This is a genomic window from Chitinophaga niabensis (assembly GCF_900129465.1).
Lineage (GTDB): Bacteria > Bacteroidota > Bacteroidia > Chitinophagales > Chitinophagaceae > Chitinophaga > Chitinophaga niabensis.
The window spans coordinates 1,803,811-1,823,566 of record NZ_FSRA01000002.1 but is presented as its reverse complement, the minus strand read 5'-3'; the positions used below and the strand labels follow the sequence as shown (position 1 = coordinate 1,823,566).

Below are 19,756 nucleotides of genomic sequence, written 5' to 3'. Positions count from 1 at the left end.
TGAATGGATTAAAGGTATCGGAATTAAATCATTTTGCCATTGCGTATCCTCAAAAAACAACTCACACTTTCGGGTAACTCTTCCTCGTAATGCGTGACGTAGATCATGGTTACGGGAATGTGCGCACAAAGGGCCTCTATCACTTTCTTAAAATGTTCTTTCTGATGTGCGTCCAATCCCTGGCAGGGTTCGTCAAAGATGAGGAGCGGGGGATTTTTGACCAATGCACGTGCCAGCAGTACCAGGCGCTGCACACTTTCCGGCACCTGTTTAAAGGAGGCGCCGGCATACTGATCAATTTCCAGTACCTGCATCCAGCCTTTTGCTTTCTCTAATTGTTCCGGTGTGCAGGAGCGAAGGTAGCCAATGGTATCAAAAAAACCGGAGCCGGTCACCTGTAGGCAGGTGGCGTCTGATAAAAAATACTGATGCAGTTCGGGAGAAACGAAACCTATCTTCCTTTTAATATCCCAGATACTTTCCCCGCTGCCCCTTTTCCGGTCGAACAGTACAATCTTGTTTGCGTATGATTGGGGATTATCTGCGTTAATGAGACTGAGGAGGGTAGATTTGCCCGAACCATTGGGCCCGAGCAGTGCCCATTTCTCATTTGGGCGAACCGTCCAGTTTATTCCGTCAAGAATCGTGTTTTCTCCGTATTTTACATGGACGTTTTCCATCTGAACTATATGTTGGAATGATGCGGGTAATGCATCCATGGTGAGCTTAGCCAACAATTGAGGATCAATCTTCAGTGCCGGAGCTTCCTTTACACTGTTACGCTGTGCCAAATACGCTTCCCGACTAAACGTGCCGGCTATACGCCCCTCTTCCAGGTGCATTACATGGGTGATGCTTTCAGGAATTTCAGTGGGTGTGGTAACAAGCACTACGGTTGTTCCGGAGGCCACCACATGGTCTACGATCCGGTGGAAGGCCTGGCGGGATTGCACATCGAGTCCTATAAAAGGGTTGTCCAGCATGAGCAGGGCCGGTTTCTGAAGCAGGGCATGTGCGATCATTACCCTCCGGGTTTCTCCGTTGGAGAGTTTAATAAGTTCTTTATTTAGTAAGCCTTTGATGTTCAGCGGCTCCAGCAAAGGATCTTCCGCCCCTCCTTCCAGGTATTCCGCTACGGTGGGGGCATCTGAGGAGTCCATGCTGTTAAAACGCTGCTGGTAATAAAAATCTGTGGTATGCGATAAATTGCGGAAGTTGTGATGATGCCCTACCATGGCTATTAAGCGGCGAAAATTGAAGTAAGGATCGCTCACTTCATGCGTTTCACGGTACTTTTCGTAAAAATAATGACGAATAGTGCCGTTCTGGACGTTATTTTTGCCCAGAATTGTGTGCAAAAGACTGGTTTTACCTGAACCGCTATTTCCGGTAATAGCCCATTGCTCACCGGTATGGATGTGCCAGGTAAGGTCCCGGAAAAGTGTCTTATCCAGGTTTCGCACAGTAATGTGCTCCAGTGACAGAAAAGGAAGCATGCTCTTAAATTGGTTTCCGGGGAACAATGTCGGGATCATCTTTCACAAATCAAACCAGGTGCCTTGTAAATTTTTGATAAAGTTTTCGAGGCCTGTTATAAAAATAGCACAGACATGGAGATCAGGTGGTATCTTAAAGCCTTTAATGCGCTCAGTCTGGAAGAATTATACCAGATATTGCGGCTGCGGAACGAGGTTTTTATCGTGGAGCAAAATTGTCCTTACCAGGATATGGACAATGCGGATCAGAAAGCGTTACATTTGCTGGGCTTTACGGACGAGGGGCTGGCTGCCTATACAAGGTTGTTTGAGCCAGGGATCAAGTTTGACATGGCTTCCATAGGCAGGGTGGTGACTGCACCATTTGCACGTGGTACCGGCAGCGGAAGGTTACTGATGGAAAGGTCCATTAAAGCAGTGGAAGAGAATTGGGGGAAGGTGCCCATTAAAATTGGGGCACAATTATATTTACAAAAGTTTTACGAGTCACTTGGGTTTTCCCAGTTTAGTGAAATGTATCTCGAGGATAATATTCCTCATATAGAAATGGTTAGATCACAACAATAAAATACCAGTCAACATGACGCCACTTGAACAGCTAAAATTAATGCTGGACGTAAAGTATCACACCTATAAGAAAGAAGAGTATAGTGTAGAATTAATGCCGGGATTATCTGATAAAGAGATCGAGACCATTGCAAAACACCTCCGTACGAGGCATATCCCAGATGATATCAGGGAGTTGCTGCAATTCAGCAGCGGGTTCTTGTTCTATGGACTGGATGCCATCACTTTTGATGGAACGAAAGACTTTGAAATGTTGAACCTGATCCCTAACCCTGTTCGTGTAGCAGGAGACGGATATGGTAATTACTGGGTACTGGATGTTGACAAAGACGGTAACTGGGGCAGTGTATTCTATGTATGTACTGACCCTGCCGTGATCGTGAAACAATCCGAGAACCTGGCTGAGTTCCTGCAACACCTCCATGAATATGGAACAGATATGCGGAAATCCAGTATAGACGTGGTACACGAGATTGTAGTGAACGATATCTGGAACAGGGAAGATGGGCTGATCACCCGTGAAGAAGCCAAATATTCCAACGACGAAGAGTTAGCAGCGTTTGCAGCGCAGCTTCCTTATAATTATTACATCGGCGATCTTCGCAATAAGCCAATTGGCTCAGGTTTTGCCTGGGGTAAATTTGGACCAAACGTGCGGAGCGTGATCAGGCACCGTGAAGGTTACCTGTGGGGAATTGAGAAGAAACAACCCCGTGGTGGCGGATTTGGTGGTGGCCGTGGCGGTGGAGGTGGTTTCCGTGGCGGCGGAGGCGGTGGAGGTTTCCGCGGTGGCGGAGGTGGCGGTGGATTCCGTGGCGGTGGAGGCGGTGGCGGTTTCCGTGGAGGAGATCGTGGCGGCAGTGGCGGAGGATATGATCGTGGTGGCGGCGGCGGTTATGACCGTGGCGGCAGCGGCGGAGGCGGTTTTGACCGCGGTGGAGATCGTGGCGGCGGAGGCGGTTTTGACCGTGGAAGCAGCGGCGGAGGCGGTTACGATCGTGGCGGAAGCAGCGGCGGTGGTTTTGACCGTGGCGGCGGAGAAGAACGTGGCGGCAGCCGTTATTAAAAGAACTTAGTTATTTTAAATTACAGGGGTGTACCAGTCGGTACACCCCTTTTCTTATGGTATACCCTGAGCCTATGTCGAGCCTATGTCAAGCATTCCCTGGTTATAACTCGCCTATACGAAACTACTTTTATATTTAAACAAACACTTATCTAAACTTCCCCTCATAATCTTTGCTCACAGGGGCTTAAACATTGATACCCAATACGTAACTTTTAAGCGGTTAACATGCCGTTAACCTTCAATTTCCTCATTTCAAATTAAAAGTTATGTTCAATCATCATGTGAAAACAACCACACGAGACACGTTGGCAAGGGTGCAAAACGAGTACGCACAATTGCTCAAAACCACCACTTTCTCCCTCCAGGACCTTTTCAATTATGGAGATTTCAGGCTGGACACCTATTGCAAAAAGTTCAATCCACATCCACAGAGCGCTGAGTTGACGCAACAGGCCAGGCAGTTCGGGGAACATTATGGCATCTGGATGGAAAATGCCAAACATTACATCAGTTGCGTATTGTATGTTTTTCCTACGGCTACTTTTGAAAGAATGGCTGCCATGGTGAAGAACAACGCCATTGATTATTACCTGAACGACACCATGGGCCGCGAGATCTTTCGCAACTTAACATCCCGGCAACAACTCAATGCCAAACACCTGATCTACCGGATGGCCTGTATTGATGAAACACTGGAAACGGTAGACAATGCGCATCCGCTGGAACTGGCCAATGCTGAGATCCTGAAGGACATTCAGCAAACCTCCCCACCGGAATGGTTTTCCCAGTTCCTGAAACTGTACTCCTATCACATTGCAGTAACACATAAGGATTGCAATGTGGAAGGGTTAGGATTTATTCCTACAGTAGACAAGTACATTGAAATGCGGAACCATACATCCGGTATGCCGCATATTGTGATGCTGGTGGAATACAGCACAGGTGTGTTCCTCGACTGGCAATGGTTAGCCAAGATCAAGGTAGTACAGCGGATGAAAAGACTACACAAAGCTGCGGCCCTGATCGGATGTTTGATGAATGACCTGTTCTCTTTTGAAAAGGAAGTGATCGATAACGATTCAGATTCTAACCTGCTGATGTCTTTCGCACTGAATAATCCTGACATGAGCCTGCAGGACATCATTTACAGTTCAGCAGCGATCGTACGTGATCTGCTGATGGAATTCATGGACGTGGCTGCGCAGATAGAAAAGAAATGTGAGCAGCTCTCTGCCAGTGATCCGGTACGCGTGAGCAAACTGCGCATCCACCTCTCTGACCTCGACAGGAGTGTGCAGGCCAGCTGGATGTGGCAGGTGTATACCAAACGTTTTAAACGGATGGATTCTATCTGGGAAGAAACACAACTGCAAACTGCGGAGAAGGTAAGCTAAAGGGTTTTACGATCCTGCAATGCTGTTGGTCCACGATCATGCAGCGCGTTGCATACAATCCCGCTATGCAGAGAAAGTAAGCTAAAGACACATATCCTTTATTCCAGTAACTCTTGACTGTTATGATGCAGATGCATTTTCAGGACCTTTATTAAAGAGCTATAGTTGATTGGCTTTTCAATAAATGCATCCGCGCCTGCTTTTAAAAATGCATCGCGTGTTTCTGCATAAGCGTCACCGGTGGAGATAATTACTGGGATATTTTTATACGCGGGCACCTGCTTAAGGTGATACAAAGTTTGTTCCCCGTCCATCACCTCCATGTGATAATCCATGATGATAATATCCGGAATATGTTTTCCTACCTGCTGAATAAGTTCCAGGCCGTTCTTTACCCAGGTAGTGTTACAGCCGATCTGTGTGAGCATCCTGGACAAGAGTTGCGCGCTTAGTTCATTATCTTCTGCCAGCACTACATTGATATGCCCCAGATCGTCCCACATTTCCTCCTCGTCTTTCTCTTCTTTGATCAGTTCCATATTTCCTTCCATAAGTGGCAATGATACAGTGAATACTGTTCCGGCGGCATCACTGCTCAGGGAAATGTCTCCACCCATTGATTTTACTTTTCCACTTACGATGTATAATCCAAGACCTGTGCCTTCTATGTATTTGCTTTTATCGGTGACGAAGGGATTAAAGATCAGCTCCTGTTTTTCCGGCGTGATCACGGGCCCCTGGTTAATTACCTGCAAGCTCCATTTACTGCCCATACCGGTGATCCTGAGTTCTACCACAGAATTCCTGTCTGCATACTTCAATGCATTGGCTAACAGATTGGTGGAGACCTGGTGAAGGTTGAGGATATCATCGTACAATACATCGGGCATTTTTTCTATGCTGAGTTTGATACGGATGTTCCTTGTTCTCCCCATCACTTTATTCACTTCGGCAATTTTATAAAAGAAGGGTTTAAGCAGGAAATGTTCTTTCTCTGATTTACTGATCACCCCGGATTCGATCTGTGCCATATCCAACACATTGTTGATAATGCTCCGGGTATTATTGATCGCGTCCAATTGCTGGTCTACCAACGTTTCCAGGCTCCTGAACTGATCGTTCAGCATGATCTGCCGCTTTAATAACTGGGCTACTCCGTAAATAGCATTTAAGGGCGTTCTTATTTCATGTGTTACCTGGTGTACAAATACTTTCTTAAAATGGTTAGCCAGTTTCAGCGCCTTATTGGTATCGTTACTTTTTATATAAGGTTTGCTGACGATAATGATGAGTACAAGGATGCCGCTGATCACCAGGGCATGCATGATGAAAGTGGTATTATAGCTTAAGGGGATGGGAGGAAAGAGATTAAAGTAGTAACTGGTCTCCATCATGGCCAGGGTGCCAATGGCAATGGCAAGGCAGATACGGCGGTATCTTTCCTCTTTGAAGATCAGGTAAATGATAGTGATCAGGAAGATGATCATGGCCTCCAATGCCACCACGTTACTCAATAAGATACCGAAGTACATGATAGAGGCACACTGGATCACATATACGGTGAAACTGGCAGCCAGGTATTTCTTCTTAAGATTTAAGAGTATTACGGAAAAGGTGATAATGAAATCCAGTATAACGGGATAGATGATGATATCCGGTTTATCTGACAAAGCATAGAACACAGGTGTAATAAGGATCAGCAATGCACAGATGGCCATACTGATGGTATTCACCAGGATGATGCGCCGTTTTTCATCTTCATCCGTTACATCTTCTGTACCGGCATTTTGCAGGAATGAAAAAATGTTTTTCAGCCTGCGCGGAAACAGGCCCATAAGCTTCATGGATATTGGAGCGATAAGGTTCATAGCCAAACTTAGGGGGCTCAGTTGTAGGTAATCAATCGCTTTCCGGGTCTTATTGTTCCTGGAAAGTGTGTGTCTTTAAGCTAATTAAAATAAAAGCCTTTACAGTTTTACGGCCTGTTTCACCTTCCATATAGGGACCAGGTATGCAATGCTGTATTGGAAATCAAATGCACTTCTTTTGTATCCTTTTCCAAAGCCGGGTATCACGAGTGGTGGAAAGTCCTGTTTGGCCAAAGCACCGTTCACCAGGATACGTTCGTGCAGGCTCCAGCCAAGATATAAATTTTTCAGCACTTCTACCTTCATCCCTACGGTCAATTCTACCCAGTGGGCCAGCTTTGTGCTTTCGGGCACACTGCCCCGGATATTTCCCCAATAGACGTTATAGATACGGTATTCCGGGATCTTGTAGGTGAATACGGCCAATCCATAGCGTATGCCCCCATAAACAATGAAATTCTCTTTGGGAACGGTCTTTTTCAGCAGGTTATAATTGATACCAATGGTACCGGACATGCCATTGCTGATATATTTATAATTCTGGTCCAGGTGGTATACACTGTTAAAACTGAGGTCTGAAGCAATATAGAGCCTGTCGTTATACCTCGCGTCCAGGTTTACCGTCACATCTGTACGATAGGGTTGAAAATACTTCAGGGCGAAACGGGAAATATCTACTCCCACGCGGATGCCGGCAGGTACAGGAACTGTTACAACGGGCAGCGAATCCTTCTTTTTGGATTGCGCTACTGCACCAGCAGCCAGCAGGATACTAAAAAATAGTGATGCTAAGATTCGTTTCATTTCCTGTTGTTACAATGTGTTGATTAACGACCAATGCTTTGATGGCCACTCTATCCGGCTGGACATATTTCACAGAATCAATGGCATAGGTCATAATAATCCCGCATCCTGCGGAGACAAATTTGGGCTGGCGTTTATAATAGAAGGTAATGGTAGCTGCTTTACCAACTGAATCCGCATCCGGCTGGAAGTAATAACTGGCCTGGTCTGACAAACGGTCCAGGGAGAACTGCATACCGCTGAGGCCTTTTTGTCTCGCGTAGATACTATCCTTACCTACTGCAAGTAAGATAAGGTTTGTTGCCACGGTATCCTTTTCCTGGAATCCGGGACGTTTCACGCGGAAGCGTACCCGCACTTCTGTGCGTGTATCTACATCACAGACTTTTGTATCGTCGCTGCAGGCGACGAAGAGGGTGAGGATGCAGGCTATCAGCAAAATATACTTCATAAATCCCTTTGTGTTGGCGAATGCCTTTTTTCAGCAAAAATCCGGCCGTGTGCGTTTTTTGCAAAAACCGGGCAGCATGGCTTCTTTATTTTAACAGGCAATGCCTATTTCAATTCTTTTATTAAAAACCTCGCCGTGTGGCTTTCTTTGTTTTTACTTACTTCTTCGGGTGTTCCTGCTGCCAGGATGGTACCGCCGCCTTCTCCTCCTTCCGGACCAAGGTCTATCACATAATCCGCCACTTTTACTACATCCAGGTTATGTTCTATGACCAGTACGGTATTTCCTCTGTCCACCAGTTTATTCAGCACATTCAGCAAGAGCTGGATATCCTGGAAGTGTAATCCCGTGGTGGGTTCATCCAATATGTAAATGGTTTTGCCGGTATCTTTCTTAGACAGTTCCGTGGCCACTTTTACCCGTTGTGCCTCTCCACCGGAGAGGGTTACAGCAGACTGGCCGAGGGTGATATATCCTAAGCCTACATCCTGGAGGGTTTTAATTCTGCGGTAAAGATAGGGCACTGCCTGGAAGAAGTCTACTGCTTCTTCAACCGTCATATCCAATACATCGGAAATGGATTTGCCTTTGTACCTGATCTCCAGGGTTTCCCTGTTGTACCGGCGGCCATTACATTTTTCGCAATGTACATATACATCCGGCAGGAAGTTCATTTCTATCACCCTTACACCTGCTCCTTCACAAACATCGCAGCGGCCTCCTTTTACGTTGAAGGAGAATCGGCCTGCATTGTAACCCCTGATCTTTGCTTCCGGGATGGCGGTGAATAACTGACGGATCTCTGTAAAGAAGCCGCAATAGGTAGCCGGGTTGCTTCTGGGCGTGCGGCCGATAGGGCTTTGATCTATCTCTATCACTTTATCCAGTTCCTCCAGGCCCTTGATGCTCTTGTAGGGCATCGGTACCATTTTGGAATCGTAGGCATGTTTGGAAAGAATGGGATATAATGTTTCATTGATGAGGGTGGATTTTCCGCTACCGGAAACACCCGTTACACAAATGAAGGTACCCAGGGGCAATTTAACGCTGACGTTCTTGAGGTTATTGCCGGTGGCCCCTTTCAGCTCCAGGAATTTTCCATTTCCTTTGCGGCGCTCTTTGGGAACAGGTATTTCGCGGATACCATTCAGGTATCCTGCCGTGGCGGTATCCAGTTTCAGGATCTCAGCCGGTGTACCCTGTGCCACGATCTTACCTCCGTGAATACCGGCACCTGGGCCAATATCCACCAGGTGATCTGCATGCAGCATAATATCTTTATCATGTTCCACTACGATCACGGTGTTGCCCATGGCTTTCAGATTGCGCATGGCATCTATCAGGCGCATGTTATCTCTCTGGTGCAAACCGATGCTGGGCTCATCCAAAATATAGGTGATGCCCATCAGTTGAGAGCCGATCTGTGTGGCAAGGCGGATACGTTGTGATTCTCCTCCACTCAGGGAACGGGTGGGGCGGCTCAGGGTAAGATAGGTTAAACCTACATCCAGCAAGAATCCCAGGCGTTCACGAATTTCTTTCAATACGTCTTTTGCAATAACGTTTTGTTTATTACTGAGGCGTGTTTCCACTGTAGCAAACCATTCTGCCAGGTGGCTGAGGTTGAGGGCGCCCAGTTCTGCAATGTTCTTACCATCTACCTTGAACATGAGGCTTTCCTTTTTCAGGCGGGTGCCTTCGCATTCAGGGCAACTGCTGAGTTGCATGAAACCTTCTGCCCAGTTGCGTATGGCATCTGAGGAAGTATCGTTGAAATAACGGCGCACCATATTCACCACCCCTTCAAATTCAGTGGACAGTGTTTCTGTGCCGTTGCCGTTTTCATCAAAATCCATATCCACTTCCAGCTTACCGTTTTCATCACCGAAGAGCAATACGTTCAACGCTTTTTCAGGGATCTTTTCGATGGGTGTGGTTAAAGAGAACTTATATTTTTTAGCGAGTTGCTGTACCTGTTTGAAAGTAAAAGTATCCCTTGCTTCCCCCAACGGTGCCAGCGCACCATCGTTGATGGACTTACTGCGATCAGGCAGCACTTCGTCCATATTGATCTGGTAAATGGTACCAAGACCTTTACAGCGGGGGCATGCACCATATGGAGAATTGAAGGAAAACGTGTTGGGAGAAGGTTCTTCGTAAGAGATACCTGTTTCCTCACACATCAGTTGCCGGCTGTATTGTTTTACTTTATTGGAATCATGTTCCATGATGAACATGAGACCTTTGCCTAAGGTGAGTGCTTTTTGCACACTCTGGCTGATGCGTACGCGGGCATCGTCCTGCACCTGTATACGGTCTACCACAAGTTCAATGTCGTGGATCTTGTAACGGTCCACCTGCATACGTTCTTTCAGTTCCAGTATTTCTCCATCTACCCGTACTTTGAGATAACCCTGTTTGCGGAGCTGCTCAAACAATTCCCGGTAATGCCCTTTACGGCCGCGGATAATGGGGGCCAGGATCACGAGTTTCTTTTTGGGGAAGTTAGAGAAAATGTGTGCCATGATCTCTTCTTCGGAGAAACGCGTCATGCGTTTGCCGGTATTATAGGAGAATGCTTCTCCTGCGCGTGCGTAGAGCAAGCGGAGGAAATCATAGATCTCTGTGATAGTCCCTACTGTGGAGCGGGGATTTTTGTTAGTTGTTTTCTGCTCGATAGAAATAACGGGAGAGAGCCCTGTGATCTTGTCCACATCCGGCCTCTCCATATCGCCGATGAACTGGCGGGCATATGCAGAGAAGCTTTCCATGTAGCGGCGCTGTCCTTCTGCATAAATGGTATCGAATGCGAGGGAAGACTTACCGCTGCCGCTGATACCCGTGATCACCACCAGACTGTTCTTGGGGATCTGGATATCCAGGTTCTTAAGATTATGCTCCCTTGCGCCGTACACTTCGATCATTTCCTCGTTATTAGCCACTGGAGCGGGTTTTTCTGCCGTTTTTTGCTTTTGCTTTGCCATATAGTTCCCGAACACGAAATTCAAAATACTAAACTACGCATTTCAGGAATGAATGAAAAATAAAGAAGGAGGAATGAAGGGATGATATTGAGGATCAGTGGTTTAGGGATTGGGGGGGGGAGAGGGTGTATTAGAAGAAGATCACGAGCTTCTTCTGCCTGCTTTGCCAACTTTTAACCATCTGCCAATTGCTGATGTGTTATTTTTATAATGATAAGAGGAACGATATGGAAAACAATCAGATCATTATTTATCAGACACCTGATGGGGAAACCACAATTGATGTCAAACTGGAAAAAGGCACCATCTGGCTAACACAAAAACAAATTGCAGAATTATTTGGCATTCAACGTCCCGCGATTACCAAACATTTATCAAATATATTCAAAACCAATGAGTTAGAAGAAAGCTCAGTATGTTCCAAAATGGAACATACTGCTTCTGATGGCAAAAAATACAAGACGAAGTACTACAATCTGGATCTTATTTTATCCCTCGGTTATCGGGTGAATTCGAAAAACGCAACAAAATTCCGAATATGGGCCAACAAGGTACTTAAAGAATACCTGACCATAGGCTATGCTCTGAATGAAAAACGCCTACATGAGCAACGCCAGCAATTCAATGCACTTAAACAGGCAGTGCGTATAATGGGCAATGTTGTCGGCAATCAGGAATTATCATCTGATGAAACCACTGGCCTACTAAAAGTCATTACCGATTATACCTATGCACTTGATGTTTTAGATAAATATGATCATCGAAATCTGACAATAGAGGCTACTCATAACCAACAACTTTTTGTTGCCACTTATGCGGAAGCCATGAAAGCGATACAAGGGTTAAAGGATAAATTTGGCGGGAGTAGCCTATTCGGTAATGAAAAAGATGAATCTTTTCAAAGTTCCATAGCCACGATCTACCAATCCTTCGGAGGGCATGATCTTTATCCCAGCATTGAGGAGAAAGCTGCACATTTACTATACTTTGTTGTTAAAAACCATTCTTTCTCTGATGGTAACAAACGGATCGCGGCTTTCCTGTTTGTATGGTTCCTGGAGAAGAACAATATCCTTTATCGGCACGATGGCACCAAACGAATTGCGGACAATGCTCTTGTTGCACTTACATTGATGATCGCTGAAAGCAAGCCTGATGAAAAGGATATCATCGCGCAGGTAGTGGTAAATCTTATCAATGGGTATAACTAGGGGAAGCTCATTTGAAAAACGGCCGTTGAAGTGAGTGACACAACGGCGGCTGAGTAATGAACTGATGTTGGCTACATAAAAAAACCGGGCCGAAAAACTCCGGCCCGGTCTATAATATCTAAGAAAAACTATCCTTTAAACTTCGCGAAAGCTGCAATAGCGTTGTGGCCACCGAAACCGAAAGTATTACTGAGCGCTACATTGATCACGCGTTTTTGCGCCTGGCCGAGTGTGAGGTTCAGATCTTCGGGAATGCCTTCTCCTAATACCGTGGTATTGATTGTTGGCGGAACAATATCGTCCTGGATGGCTTTCACACAGGCAATGGCTTCAATAGCACCAGCTGCTCCCAACAGGTGACCTGTCATGGATTTAGTTGCACTGATATTGATGTTCTTTGCGTGGTCGCCGAATAAAGCTTTGATGGCTTTCAGTTCACTTACATCACCCAGCGGTGTGGAAGTAGCGTGGGCATTGATGTAATCTACATCTGTGATAGAAAGTCCTGCATCATCCAGGGCTTCTTTCATACCCAGCTGTGCGCCTAATCCTTCAGGATGTGTGGCTGTGAGGTGATATGCATCACAGCTCATGGCACCGCCTACCATTTCTCCGTAGATAGTGGCACCACGTTTCATGGCATGCTCATAATCTTCAAGGATCAGTGCGCCTGCGCCTTCGCCCATTACAAATCCATCGCGCTCTACGTCAAAAGGACGGGAAGCATGCATGGGATCTTCATTCCGGGTAGACAATGCCTTGAGGGCATTGAAACCTGCAATGCCTGCACGGGTGATCGGTCCTTCAGAACCTCCGGCAACGATCATGTTGGCTTTACCAAGACGAATATAATTGAAGGCATCTACCAGTGCACTGTTTGAAGAGGCACAGGCGGATACGGTACAATAGTTAATACCCATCAGGCCATATTTGATAGCGATCTGCCCTGCAGCGATATCAGAAATAAGGCGAGGAATAAAGAAGGGGTTGAACTTAGGAACAAAGTTGGCTTGTGCAAACTCGATGATCTGGTCCTCGAAGGTTTGCATACCACCGTTACCAGAAGCCCAGATCACACCAAACTTAGTACGGTCTACCGTGTTGAGGTCTACTCCTGAATTTTCAATAGCTTCCTTCGCAACAACCATAGCGTATTGCGTAAAGGTATCCATCTTACGCGCTTCCTTCTTTTCAATGAAGGCATCAATATCCAGTCCCTTTAACTCATTGGCAAATTTAGTCTTGAATTCTGTGGGGTCGAACTTTGTGATAGGGCCCGAGCCACTCATTCCGGCTTTCATGTTATTCCAGAACGTATTTACATCATTACCGATCGGTGTGATAGCTCCCATTCCGGTGATCACGACTCTCCTCAGTGTAACAGTACGCATAAGATTTACTTTGAATGACAAAAGTTAAGGACGCAAAGTTAGTTACTTATTATCAGGATTACGCATACGCATGAGAATAAATTATTATACACATTAAAATTGCAAATAGATGGGGATCATGGGTTCCAGGGATTTTACCTGTGCAAGGAACCAGATAAAGAGTACCAGCACGGCTACACTTCCCCACACTGGCAGTTTCCCGAGGCGGAATTCCAGTTTTTGCTCTGCCACATCCGGCAGGAAATGCAGTATATAACCAATAGCCATTAACAGGAACACCTGTGGGTATGCTCCCATCAGCTGGAAGAATAAATGCCCCTGGAAGTTAAAGGTTACCTGGTGGATAAGGTCCCAGGCGCCGCCGAAGGTAGCCGCTTTAAAGAAGATCCAGCAGAAACAAACTAAATGGAAAGTGAATAACACACCACCTATTTTCCAGAGCCTGGCCCTTACAGGCGTGGCTTTGAACCAGGCGATCTTTTTGTTCCACTGGCTCCATAGTTTGTCCAATCCCAATGCTCCACCGTGTACACCTCCCCAGAAAATAAAGTTCCAGCTGGCGCCATGCCAGAAACCACCGATCAGCATGGTGAGCATAAGGTTTACGTATTGGCGGACCTTTCCTTTGCGGTTACCACCTAATGGTATATAGATGTAATCCCGCAACCAGGAAGACAAAGAGATATGCCAGCGCCGCCAGAATTCAGTGATGGAGCTGCTTTTATAAGGTTTATCGAAGTTAGGTGGTATTTTGAATCCCATCCAGCGGGCAATACCAATGGCCATATCTGAATACCCGGAGAAATCACAGTAGATCACCAGTGCATAGGCATAAACACCAAACAAACATTCTATACCGGTATAACGGGAGGGATCGTCAAAGATGTATTGTACATAGTTCTGGTAGATGAGATCTGAGATCACTACTTTTTTGAAAAGGCCGCCCAGTATGAGGAACATGCCTTTGCCCACATCCTCCTGGTTTATATTGTAGGGCTGTTTGATCTGGGGAATGAAATCTGCTGCCCGCACAATGGGCCCCATCATTAGCTTGGGGAAGAAGGAAAGGAAGAAAAGATAGTCCATGAAATTATCCACAGGTTTTATCTCCTTTCTGTATACATCTATGGTATAGCTGAGATTCTCGAAGGTGTAAAAAGAAATGCCAATGGGAAGCAATAGGTTCAGCGGACTGATGTGGCCGTTGCTGACACCATTAATCATATTGATGAAGAAGTCTGTGTACTTAAAATAGAACAGCATGCCGATATTGATGAGGATGCTGAACCAGAGTAAGGTTTTACGGGTGCGTTCTTCTTTTTCCGCGTGAATGCGGTTGCTGAGATAGAAGTCTACAATAGCGGAAAGTATTACCAGGCCTACGTATGCGCCGCAGGCTTTATAAAAGAAGTATAGAGAGAATAAAGTGAACACCCATACCCTGCCCCTTTCGTTCTTCCTAACCAACTGATAGCAGCATAGGAAAGCGGCGAAGAAAAAGAGGAAGAATGCGCTGTTGAACAGAATGGGTTCTTCCGGGTTGTACAGTACCTGGGCTATCAGGTTCTCAAAAAAGGACATAGGTTCTATTTTTGCTGCCATTTCTCCCAGCTGGCTATGATGGCATCATACAATAAGTTGCCCTGCCGGGTATATCCGAATGCGTTAAAATGTACATGGTCCTGGCTCCAGCCGCGGGCAAAATTCTTATCTGCCTTCATCACTTCGTGAAAATCCCACCAGGCGATATCATTGTCTTTACAGAACCGGATCATCTCTGCCCTGATCACTGCTACCTGTGAATTACTGACGTAAGAAATGCGGTACCGTGTTTTTCCTTTCTTTTTATAAGGCACCTGCCTCTTCTTCATCATACCTGATGGCGGGGTGGTGAAGAGAATGGTTGCTTCTGGTGCATTTTCTCTGATGGCTGTTACTGTTTTGTCCATCTCCTGGCGAAGCTGTGTTGCGGAAACGCCGCCGAAAGCTTCATTGGTACCCAGGGAAATGATCACCAGCTGCGGTTCCAGGATAGCCATCTGTGTTGGGATGGTGGCAGCGTCCTGGTTGTAATGCATGAACTGTGCGCCGTTGATGCCAATACTATTGTACAAGATACCGGGATCACCACTGTATACGATGGCTCCATAAAAACGAACAGTTTGTGAAGGCCATCTTAAGCTGAAAGTGGTTTGCGGGCCATGGAAGCGGATTAAAGCGGCCTTGCCAAAACCGGCATCCTCTTGTGTCAGCTCTCCATCGTTTATTTCTGCGGTGCCTTCTTTGAAGAAGGCTTTTACTTCTGTGATGTTCTGGCCAGTGTAGGTGAGTACAGGATTATTTCCTGCAATCGCTATCCCTCCGGGGCCGGGCCATGCAGAAATGTTACGGTCTACGATCCTGTCTGCACTCCATCTTATATTACTGCTCCATCTGTAATTATCAGGGCCGTTGGTACCTGCCAGGTTGTAAGGGAATACCCAACCGGTGCCGGCATCTCCGAATTTCTTTTTAAGGCCGGCTGCTACTGCGTTGGGCAGAAAACCGGCTTGTACATGAGAGTCGCCGAGGTGGAATACCTTTGCTGTTCCTTTATCCTGCAGGTATGCAAAGAAAGGATACAGGCAGGTGTCGTTATACAAAAATTTCTGCTGCGCGCTGGCGCTGCAGGTTATGAGGATGCATACTAAGATCCTACAACTGCTCCTGCTTATATTCATCCATGATCGCTTTATATAACAGACCGCCTATTTTGGACGCTCCGCGGAAGTTGAAGTGGGTATAATCTTTATTGGCGTAAGTGGTATCTCCTTCTACCCAGCGTGCCATGGCTCCTTCTCCACCCATAGCGGAAAAGAGGTTCCAGTAAGCCATGCCTCTTGATTCTGCAAAATTATGCTGGATCTTCATCAATGCTTTTACACCGGGGGCGGTCACGTATTTACCTTTCTTTTTGTATGCTTTATCTGCTGTACCTACGATGAGGAAAGAAGTGTTGGGGAAGAGCTGGCGCAGGGAATCCACTACTTTCACCATAGGTCTTTCGTACCAGTCGAATTTTGTATTCTCCGGGAGGAATAACACATTGGCACCGTAATGCAGCACAATAAGATCATATGGGCGAACAGACTGCATCTGCATCCACATGTTTTTGCTCAGCTTTCCGAGTTCAATACCACTGATGCCACGGAAGGAATAGTTATCCAGGAACACGCCGGCGGGGCTTTCAAAACAGGCACCATAGAACAGGGTGCTGGTTTTGAATTGCAGGGTAAGGGAGTTTTGGGTGGAGTCTGAAATAAATGATTTAGCGTTAAGACTGTTCTTACCATCCAGGCGGAGGGGTTTATTGTTGATCATTACCTCTCCTCCTCCAGAGCCATATAATAAACTTACTTCTTCAAATGTTTCTTTGTCAGCCGGCTGGTACCTTACCCAACTTTGTGCGGCAGGTAAGAACACGTGACCGGAGATACCCAGTTCTGTGCCCTTTGGGGGGATATTCTTAAAATGATAATCCATCCAGTTCCCGGAAAAGCTGTGCCGGATGGAGGTACGGAAGCCGGATACAACAGAGGTTGCTGGTACAAAACCAACACCCTCTCCCCCGAAATAATGCTGGAGACTGTCTCTCAGGTCTTGCGTGATAAGGTCTCCCTCTATCATGGAATCTCCGAAATAAGCGATGCGTACTTTCTTTCGCTGCCCTGCCCTGAGGGCTTTGAGGGCATTCACGAAAGAACGCATGCCGGAGTTACGGTCACCGTATTCTATGATACCGGGATAGGTGGCATAGTCTATTGGCGGCGCCATAGTGGCGGCAACGGTTGTGGAGTCTTTTTTGACAGTAGCCGGGATGTTTGCTGTTTCAGGTTCCGGAGCCTGCTCTTCCTTTTTCAGGTCCGCCAGGATGTCCAGCGGGCGGGTATTATGATTGCCGAAAGAAAAAGAATTATTGATCAATGATAATACCCCCAGGCAACATAGCGTGCCCAGGACGATCATGAAAGGATAGGGATGTTTATTTCCGGATGACATATTTTAACAGCTGCGTGTATACGTTCTCGTAACGTAAAACTTTGCAAAGCTATTGTTTTGCAAGATTTAATTCATCATCCAGCTCATATAATTTATAACGTTTAATCATAGCCGTTACCCGGTTTACCCAAACATGCTCTGCGGTAGAATAACCGGAGGCGTTCAGTTTGGCGATCCATACGTTATAATCTTCATTGCCTTTTATGCCGGGATACCATTTACGTTTCTGGATCAATTTCACAAAATGCCGGTATGAGGCGGTGTCTGTCTGATATTCACGATACTTTGAACGATACGTTTCTCCCCGCTTTGCGAGGTTGTTCCTTCCTACGATCCCAAAATGGTTGCGCAGGAGTTTGGCATTTCTGCTGGTGCCCGCGCCGGACTCCAACATTGCAACACCTAAAATTACACTTGCCGGTATACCGGTTTCTCTCATCAGGTTAACTGCCACGGGTTCATACTCCTTCAGGTACTTTTTGGGGGCTTTTTGTGCTACCGATACCAGGCTGGAAGCAAGGAGACCGGAAAGCATCACTTGTCTTAAAAGCATGCTGTTTCTTTAAGTGGACCAATCGGCACAGGGATTTCACTAACACGGTGTAAAATTAGGTCATTTCGGATACATGAATTGTTTTTGATATGTTAATCCGTCATAATTTAACACCGATCTTAATGAAAAAACGCTGCGGTGATCCTTCACCGCAGCGCCTAAATATTTGATAATCACTCTATTATTTCAGGAGAGAAAGTTTTAACTCGTCCAGTTGCACCTGGTCAATCTCACTTGGCGCATCCAGCATTACGTCCCTTCCGGAGTTATTTTTCGGGAAAGCGATGAAGTCGCGGATGGTTTCGCTGCCACCCAGGAGAGAGCAGAAACGGTCAAATCCAAAGGCAATACCACCATGTGGCGGTGCACCATATTCAAAGGCCCCCAGCAGGAAACCAAATTTATGGCTGGCTTCTTCTTTGGACATACCCAATGCGGCAAACATTTTTTCCTGCAGGTCCCTCTGGAAGATCCGGATAGAACCTCCACCGATCTCTGTGCCATTTAATACAATATCATAAGCGTTGGCCTTGATCTTTGCATATTGGCTCAGGTCGTCCATCAGGTGAATGTGTTCTGGTTTGGGAGCTGTGAATGGATGGTGACGGGCTACCCAGCGGTTATCTTCTTCTGCGTATTCAAACAGCGGGAAGTCAATAACCCAGAGAGGTTTGTATACATCCTTATCACGGAAACCAAGACGCTCACCCATTTCCAGGCGAAGTTCGCTCATGGCTTTGCGGGTGCGTTCTTCTTTACCGGCCAGGATGAGGATCAGGTCGCCTGGTTTAGCCTGGCACTGATCTGCAAACAGTTGCAGGGCTTGTTCGTTAAAGAATTTATCTACGGAGCTTTTCAGCGTACCATCTGTATTATACCTTATATAGATAAGGCCGGTCATGCCGATCTGGGGACGTTTTACCCAATCGGTCAGTTCATCCAGTTGCTTGCGGGTGTATTCACTGCAACCGCCAGCATTGATCCCTACTACCAGCTCTGCTTCGTCAAATACCTTGAAACCATTGCCACGGGCGGTTTCACCGAGGTCTACCAGTTTCATTTCAAAACGGATATCCGGTTTATCGTTGCCGTAATATTTCATGGCATCGTCCCAGGTCATGCGGGGGAAGGGTTCGTTAAAAGTGATCCCTTTGATCTCCTGGAAAACGTGTTTGGTCATTTCCTCGAAGTTCTGCAGGATATCCTCCTGGTCCACGAAGCTCATTTCACAGTCGATCTGTGTGAACTCCGGCTGGCGGTCTGCGCGCAGATCTTCATCCCGGAAACATTTTACGATCTGGTAGTAGCGGTCGTAACCGCTCACCATCAGCAGTTGTTTGAAAGTTTGCGGGGATTGGGGTAAGGCGTAGAACTGGTTATCGTTCATACGGCTGGGCACCACAAAATCGCGCGCACCTTCCGGGGTGGATTTAATGAGGTAAGGTGTTTCTATATCCATGAAGCCGCGGCTGTCCAGGAAGTTCCGTACGGAACGGTTCACGCGGTAGCGGAGGGTCAGGTTTTGTTTTACCAGGTTCCTTCTGAGGTCCAGGTAGCGGTATTTCATACGCAGTTCATCACCACCGTCCGTATCATCCTGAATGGTGAAGGGCGGGGTTTTGGAACCGTTGAGTATTTGAAAATCCGATACGGTGATCTCGATATCGCCGGTAGGGATATTTTTATTTTTGCTGGAACGCTCAGTAACGGTACCACTTACCTGGAGCACGAATTCACGGCCCAGGGGTTGATTTTGCAGCTGAGGGTTCAGTGCTTCCGGGAATAACAACTGCGTGATACCATAACGATCACGTAAGTCTACGAATGTAATACTTCCAAACTTGCGAACGGTTTGCACCCATCCAGCCAGCTTAACCGGCTGGCTTACATGTTCTATGCGCAATTCACCACATGTGTGCGATCTGTACAT

15 protein-coding genes are annotated in these 19,756 nt (G+C 46.5%); 4 read left to right on the top strand and 11 right to left on the bottom strand.

Going from position 1 to position 19,756, the window contains the following annotated elements:
• Positions 1–23: 23 nt before the first annotated feature.
• Positions 24–1,496: an ATP-binding cassette domain-containing protein gene (locus BUR42_RS24710; RefSeq protein WP_074243203.1), complete on the bottom strand. Its 1,473-nt coding sequence runs from the start codon at positions 1,494–1,496 to the stop codon at positions 24–26.
• Positions 1,497–1,610: 114 nt separating this feature from the next.
• Here BUR42_RS24710 and BUR42_RS24705 point away from each other — a divergent pair, with 114 nt between their 5' ends.
• The 3 genes from BUR42_RS24705 to BUR42_RS24695 all read left to right on the top strand — a co-directional run bounded on the left by BUR42_RS24705 (position 1,611) and on the right by BUR42_RS24695 (position 4,526).
• Complete coding sequence (locus BUR42_RS24705) at positions 1,611–2,063, top strand: GNAT family N-acetyltransferase (protein WP_074242231.1); 453 nt, start codon at positions 1,611–1,613, stop codon at positions 2,061–2,063.
• A 13-nt stretch (positions 2,064–2,076) separates the two neighbouring features.
• Positions 2,077–3,129, top strand: coding sequence for an SMI1/KNR4 family protein (locus BUR42_RS24700; RefSeq protein ID WP_200798359.1), 1,053 nt, complete (start codon positions 2,077–2,079; stop codon positions 3,127–3,129).
• Between the two features lie 269 nt (positions 3,130–3,398).
• Positions 3,399–4,526 carry a terpene synthase family protein gene (locus BUR42_RS24695; protein ID WP_074242229.1) on the top strand — a complete coding sequence of 376 codons (1,128 nt, stop codon included), beginning with the start codon at positions 3,399–3,401 and terminating at the stop codon, positions 4,524–4,526.
• 98 nt (positions 4,527–4,624) lie between these two features.
• On the opposite strand, the gene BUR42_RS24690 is transcribed toward BUR42_RS24695, so the two are convergent.
• The 4 genes from BUR42_RS24690 to uvrA all read right to left on the bottom strand — a co-directional run bounded on the left by BUR42_RS24690 (position 4,625) and on the right by uvrA (position 10,633).
• A complete protein-coding gene (locus BUR42_RS24690) occupies positions 4,625–6,394 on the bottom strand; it encodes a hybrid sensor histidine kinase/response regulator (RefSeq protein ID WP_084185809.1) in 1,770 nt (589 codons plus the stop codon).
• A 99-nt stretch (positions 6,395–6,493) separates the two neighbouring features.
• Positions 6,494–7,198 carry a DUF6048 family protein gene (locus BUR42_RS24685; RefSeq protein WP_074242227.1) on the bottom strand — a complete coding sequence of 235 codons (705 nt, stop codon included), beginning with the start codon at positions 7,196–7,198 and terminating at the stop codon, positions 6,494–6,496.
• Positions 7,167–7,649 (bottom strand): DUF6452 family protein, encoded by a 483-nt coding sequence (locus BUR42_RS24680; RefSeq protein WP_074242226.1) that lies wholly within the window; start codon positions 7,647–7,649, stop codon positions 7,167–7,169. Before BUR42_RS24680 ends, BUR42_RS24685 begins: the two co-directional genes overlap by 32 nt.
• Positions 7,650–7,753: 104 nt before the next feature.
• A complete protein-coding gene (gene uvrA / locus BUR42_RS24675; protein WP_074242225.1) occupies positions 7,754–10,633 on the bottom strand; it encodes an excinuclease ABC subunit UvrA in 2,880 nt (959 codons plus the stop codon).
• A gap of 227 nt (positions 10,634–10,860) precedes the next feature.
• On the opposite strand from uvrA, the gene rhuM reads away from it, so the two are divergent.
• The gene (gene rhuM / locus BUR42_RS24670; protein ID WP_074243202.1) at positions 10,861–11,844 is read left to right on the top strand and encodes a virulence RhuM family protein/type II toxin-antitoxin system death-on-curing family toxin; all 984 of its coding nucleotides are present in this window, start codon (positions 10,861–10,863) and stop codon (positions 11,842–11,844) included.
• 128 nt (positions 11,845–11,972) lie between these two features.
• Here the strand turns inward: rhuM and fabF are convergent, their stop codons facing one another.
• From fabF to aspS, 6 genes are all read right to left on the bottom strand, one after another.
• On the bottom strand, positions 11,973–13,235 hold the full coding sequence (gene fabF, locus BUR42_RS24665) for a beta-ketoacyl-ACP synthase II (protein WP_074242224.1): 1,263 nt from the start codon (positions 13,233–13,235) through the stop codon (positions 11,973–11,975).
• Between the two features lie 93 nt (positions 13,236–13,328).
• Positions 13,329–14,816, bottom strand: coding sequence for an MBOAT family O-acyltransferase (locus BUR42_RS24660; protein WP_074243201.1), 1,488 nt, complete (start codon positions 14,814–14,816; stop codon positions 13,329–13,331).
• Positions 14,817–14,821: 5 nt separating this feature from the next.
• Complete coding sequence (locus BUR42_RS24655; RefSeq protein WP_074242223.1) at positions 14,822–15,955, bottom strand: GDSL-type esterase/lipase family protein; 1,134 nt, start codon at positions 15,953–15,955, stop codon at positions 14,822–14,824.
• The gene (locus BUR42_RS24650) at positions 15,930–17,273 is read right to left on the bottom strand and encodes an SGNH/GDSL hydrolase family protein (RefSeq protein WP_074242222.1); all 1,344 of its coding nucleotides are present in this window, start codon (positions 17,271–17,273) and stop codon (positions 15,930–15,932) included. Before BUR42_RS24650 ends, BUR42_RS24655 begins: the two co-directional genes overlap by 26 nt.
• 49 nt (positions 17,274–17,322) lie before the next feature.
• The gene (locus BUR42_RS24645) at positions 17,323–17,826 is read right to left on the bottom strand and encodes a glucosaminidase domain-containing protein (protein ID WP_074242221.1); all 504 of its coding nucleotides are present in this window, start codon (positions 17,824–17,826) and stop codon (positions 17,323–17,325) included.
• Between the two features lie 181 nt (positions 17,827–18,007).
• A complete protein-coding gene (gene aspS, locus BUR42_RS24640) occupies positions 18,008–19,756 on the bottom strand; it encodes an aspartate--tRNA ligase (protein ID WP_074242220.1) in 1,749 nt (582 codons plus the stop codon).

What these genes read in the sequence shown, in the direction of transcription:
- BUR42_RS24710 (WP_074243203.1), bottom strand. Translation starts at nt 1,496, where the DNA reads ATGCTTCCTTTTCTGTCACTGGAGCACATTACTGTGCGAAACCTGGAT.
- BUR42_RS24705 (WP_074242231.1), top strand. Translation starts at nt 1,611, where the DNA reads ATGGAGATCAGGTGGTATCTTAAAGCCTTTAATGCGCTCAGTCTGGAA.
- BUR42_RS24700 (WP_200798359.1), top strand. Translation starts at nt 2,077, where the DNA reads ATGACGCCACTTGAACAGCTAAAATTAATGCTGGACGTAAAGTATCAC.
- BUR42_RS24695 (WP_074242229.1), top strand. Translation starts at nt 3,399, where the DNA reads ATGTTCAATCATCATGTGAAAACAACCACACGAGACACGTTGGCAAGG.
- BUR42_RS24690 (WP_084185809.1), bottom strand. Translation starts at nt 6,394, where the DNA reads ATGAACCTTATCGCTCCAATATCCATGAAGCTTATGGGCCTGTTTCCG.
- BUR42_RS24685 (WP_074242227.1), bottom strand. Translation starts at nt 7,198, where the DNA reads ATGAAACGAATCTTAGCATCACTATTTTTTAGTATCCTGCTGGCTGCT.
- BUR42_RS24680 (WP_074242226.1), bottom strand. Translation starts at nt 7,649, where the DNA reads ATGAAGTATATTTTGCTGATAGCCTGCATCCTCACCCTCTTCGTCGCC.
- uvrA (WP_074242225.1), bottom strand. Translation starts at nt 10,633, where the DNA reads ATGGCAAAGCAAAAGCAAAAAACGGCAGAAAAACCCGCTCCAGTGGCT.
- rhuM (WP_074243202.1), top strand. Translation starts at nt 10,861, where the DNA reads ATGGAAAACAATCAGATCATTATTTATCAGACACCTGATGGGGAAACC.
- fabF (WP_074242224.1), bottom strand. Translation starts at nt 13,235, where the DNA reads ATGCGTACTGTTACACTGAGGAGAGTCGTGATCACCGGAATGGGAGCT.
- BUR42_RS24660 (WP_074243201.1), bottom strand. Translation starts at nt 14,816, where the DNA reads ATGTCCTTTTTTGAGAACCTGATAGCCCAGGTACTGTACAACCCGGAA.
- BUR42_RS24655 (WP_074242223.1), bottom strand. Translation starts at nt 15,955, where the DNA reads ATGAATATAAGCAGGAGCAGTTGTAGGATCTTAGTATGCATCCTCATA.
- BUR42_RS24650 (WP_074242222.1), bottom strand. Translation starts at nt 17,273, where the DNA reads ATGTCATCCGGAAATAAACATCCCTATCCTTTCATGATCGTCCTGGGC.
- BUR42_RS24645 (WP_074242221.1), bottom strand. Translation starts at nt 17,826, where the DNA reads ATGCTTTTAAGACAAGTGATGCTTTCCGGTCTCCTTGCTTCCAGCCTG.
- aspS (WP_074242220.1), bottom strand. Translation starts at nt 19,756, where the DNA reads ATGTACAGATCGCACACATGTGGTGAATTGCGCATAGAACATGTAAGC.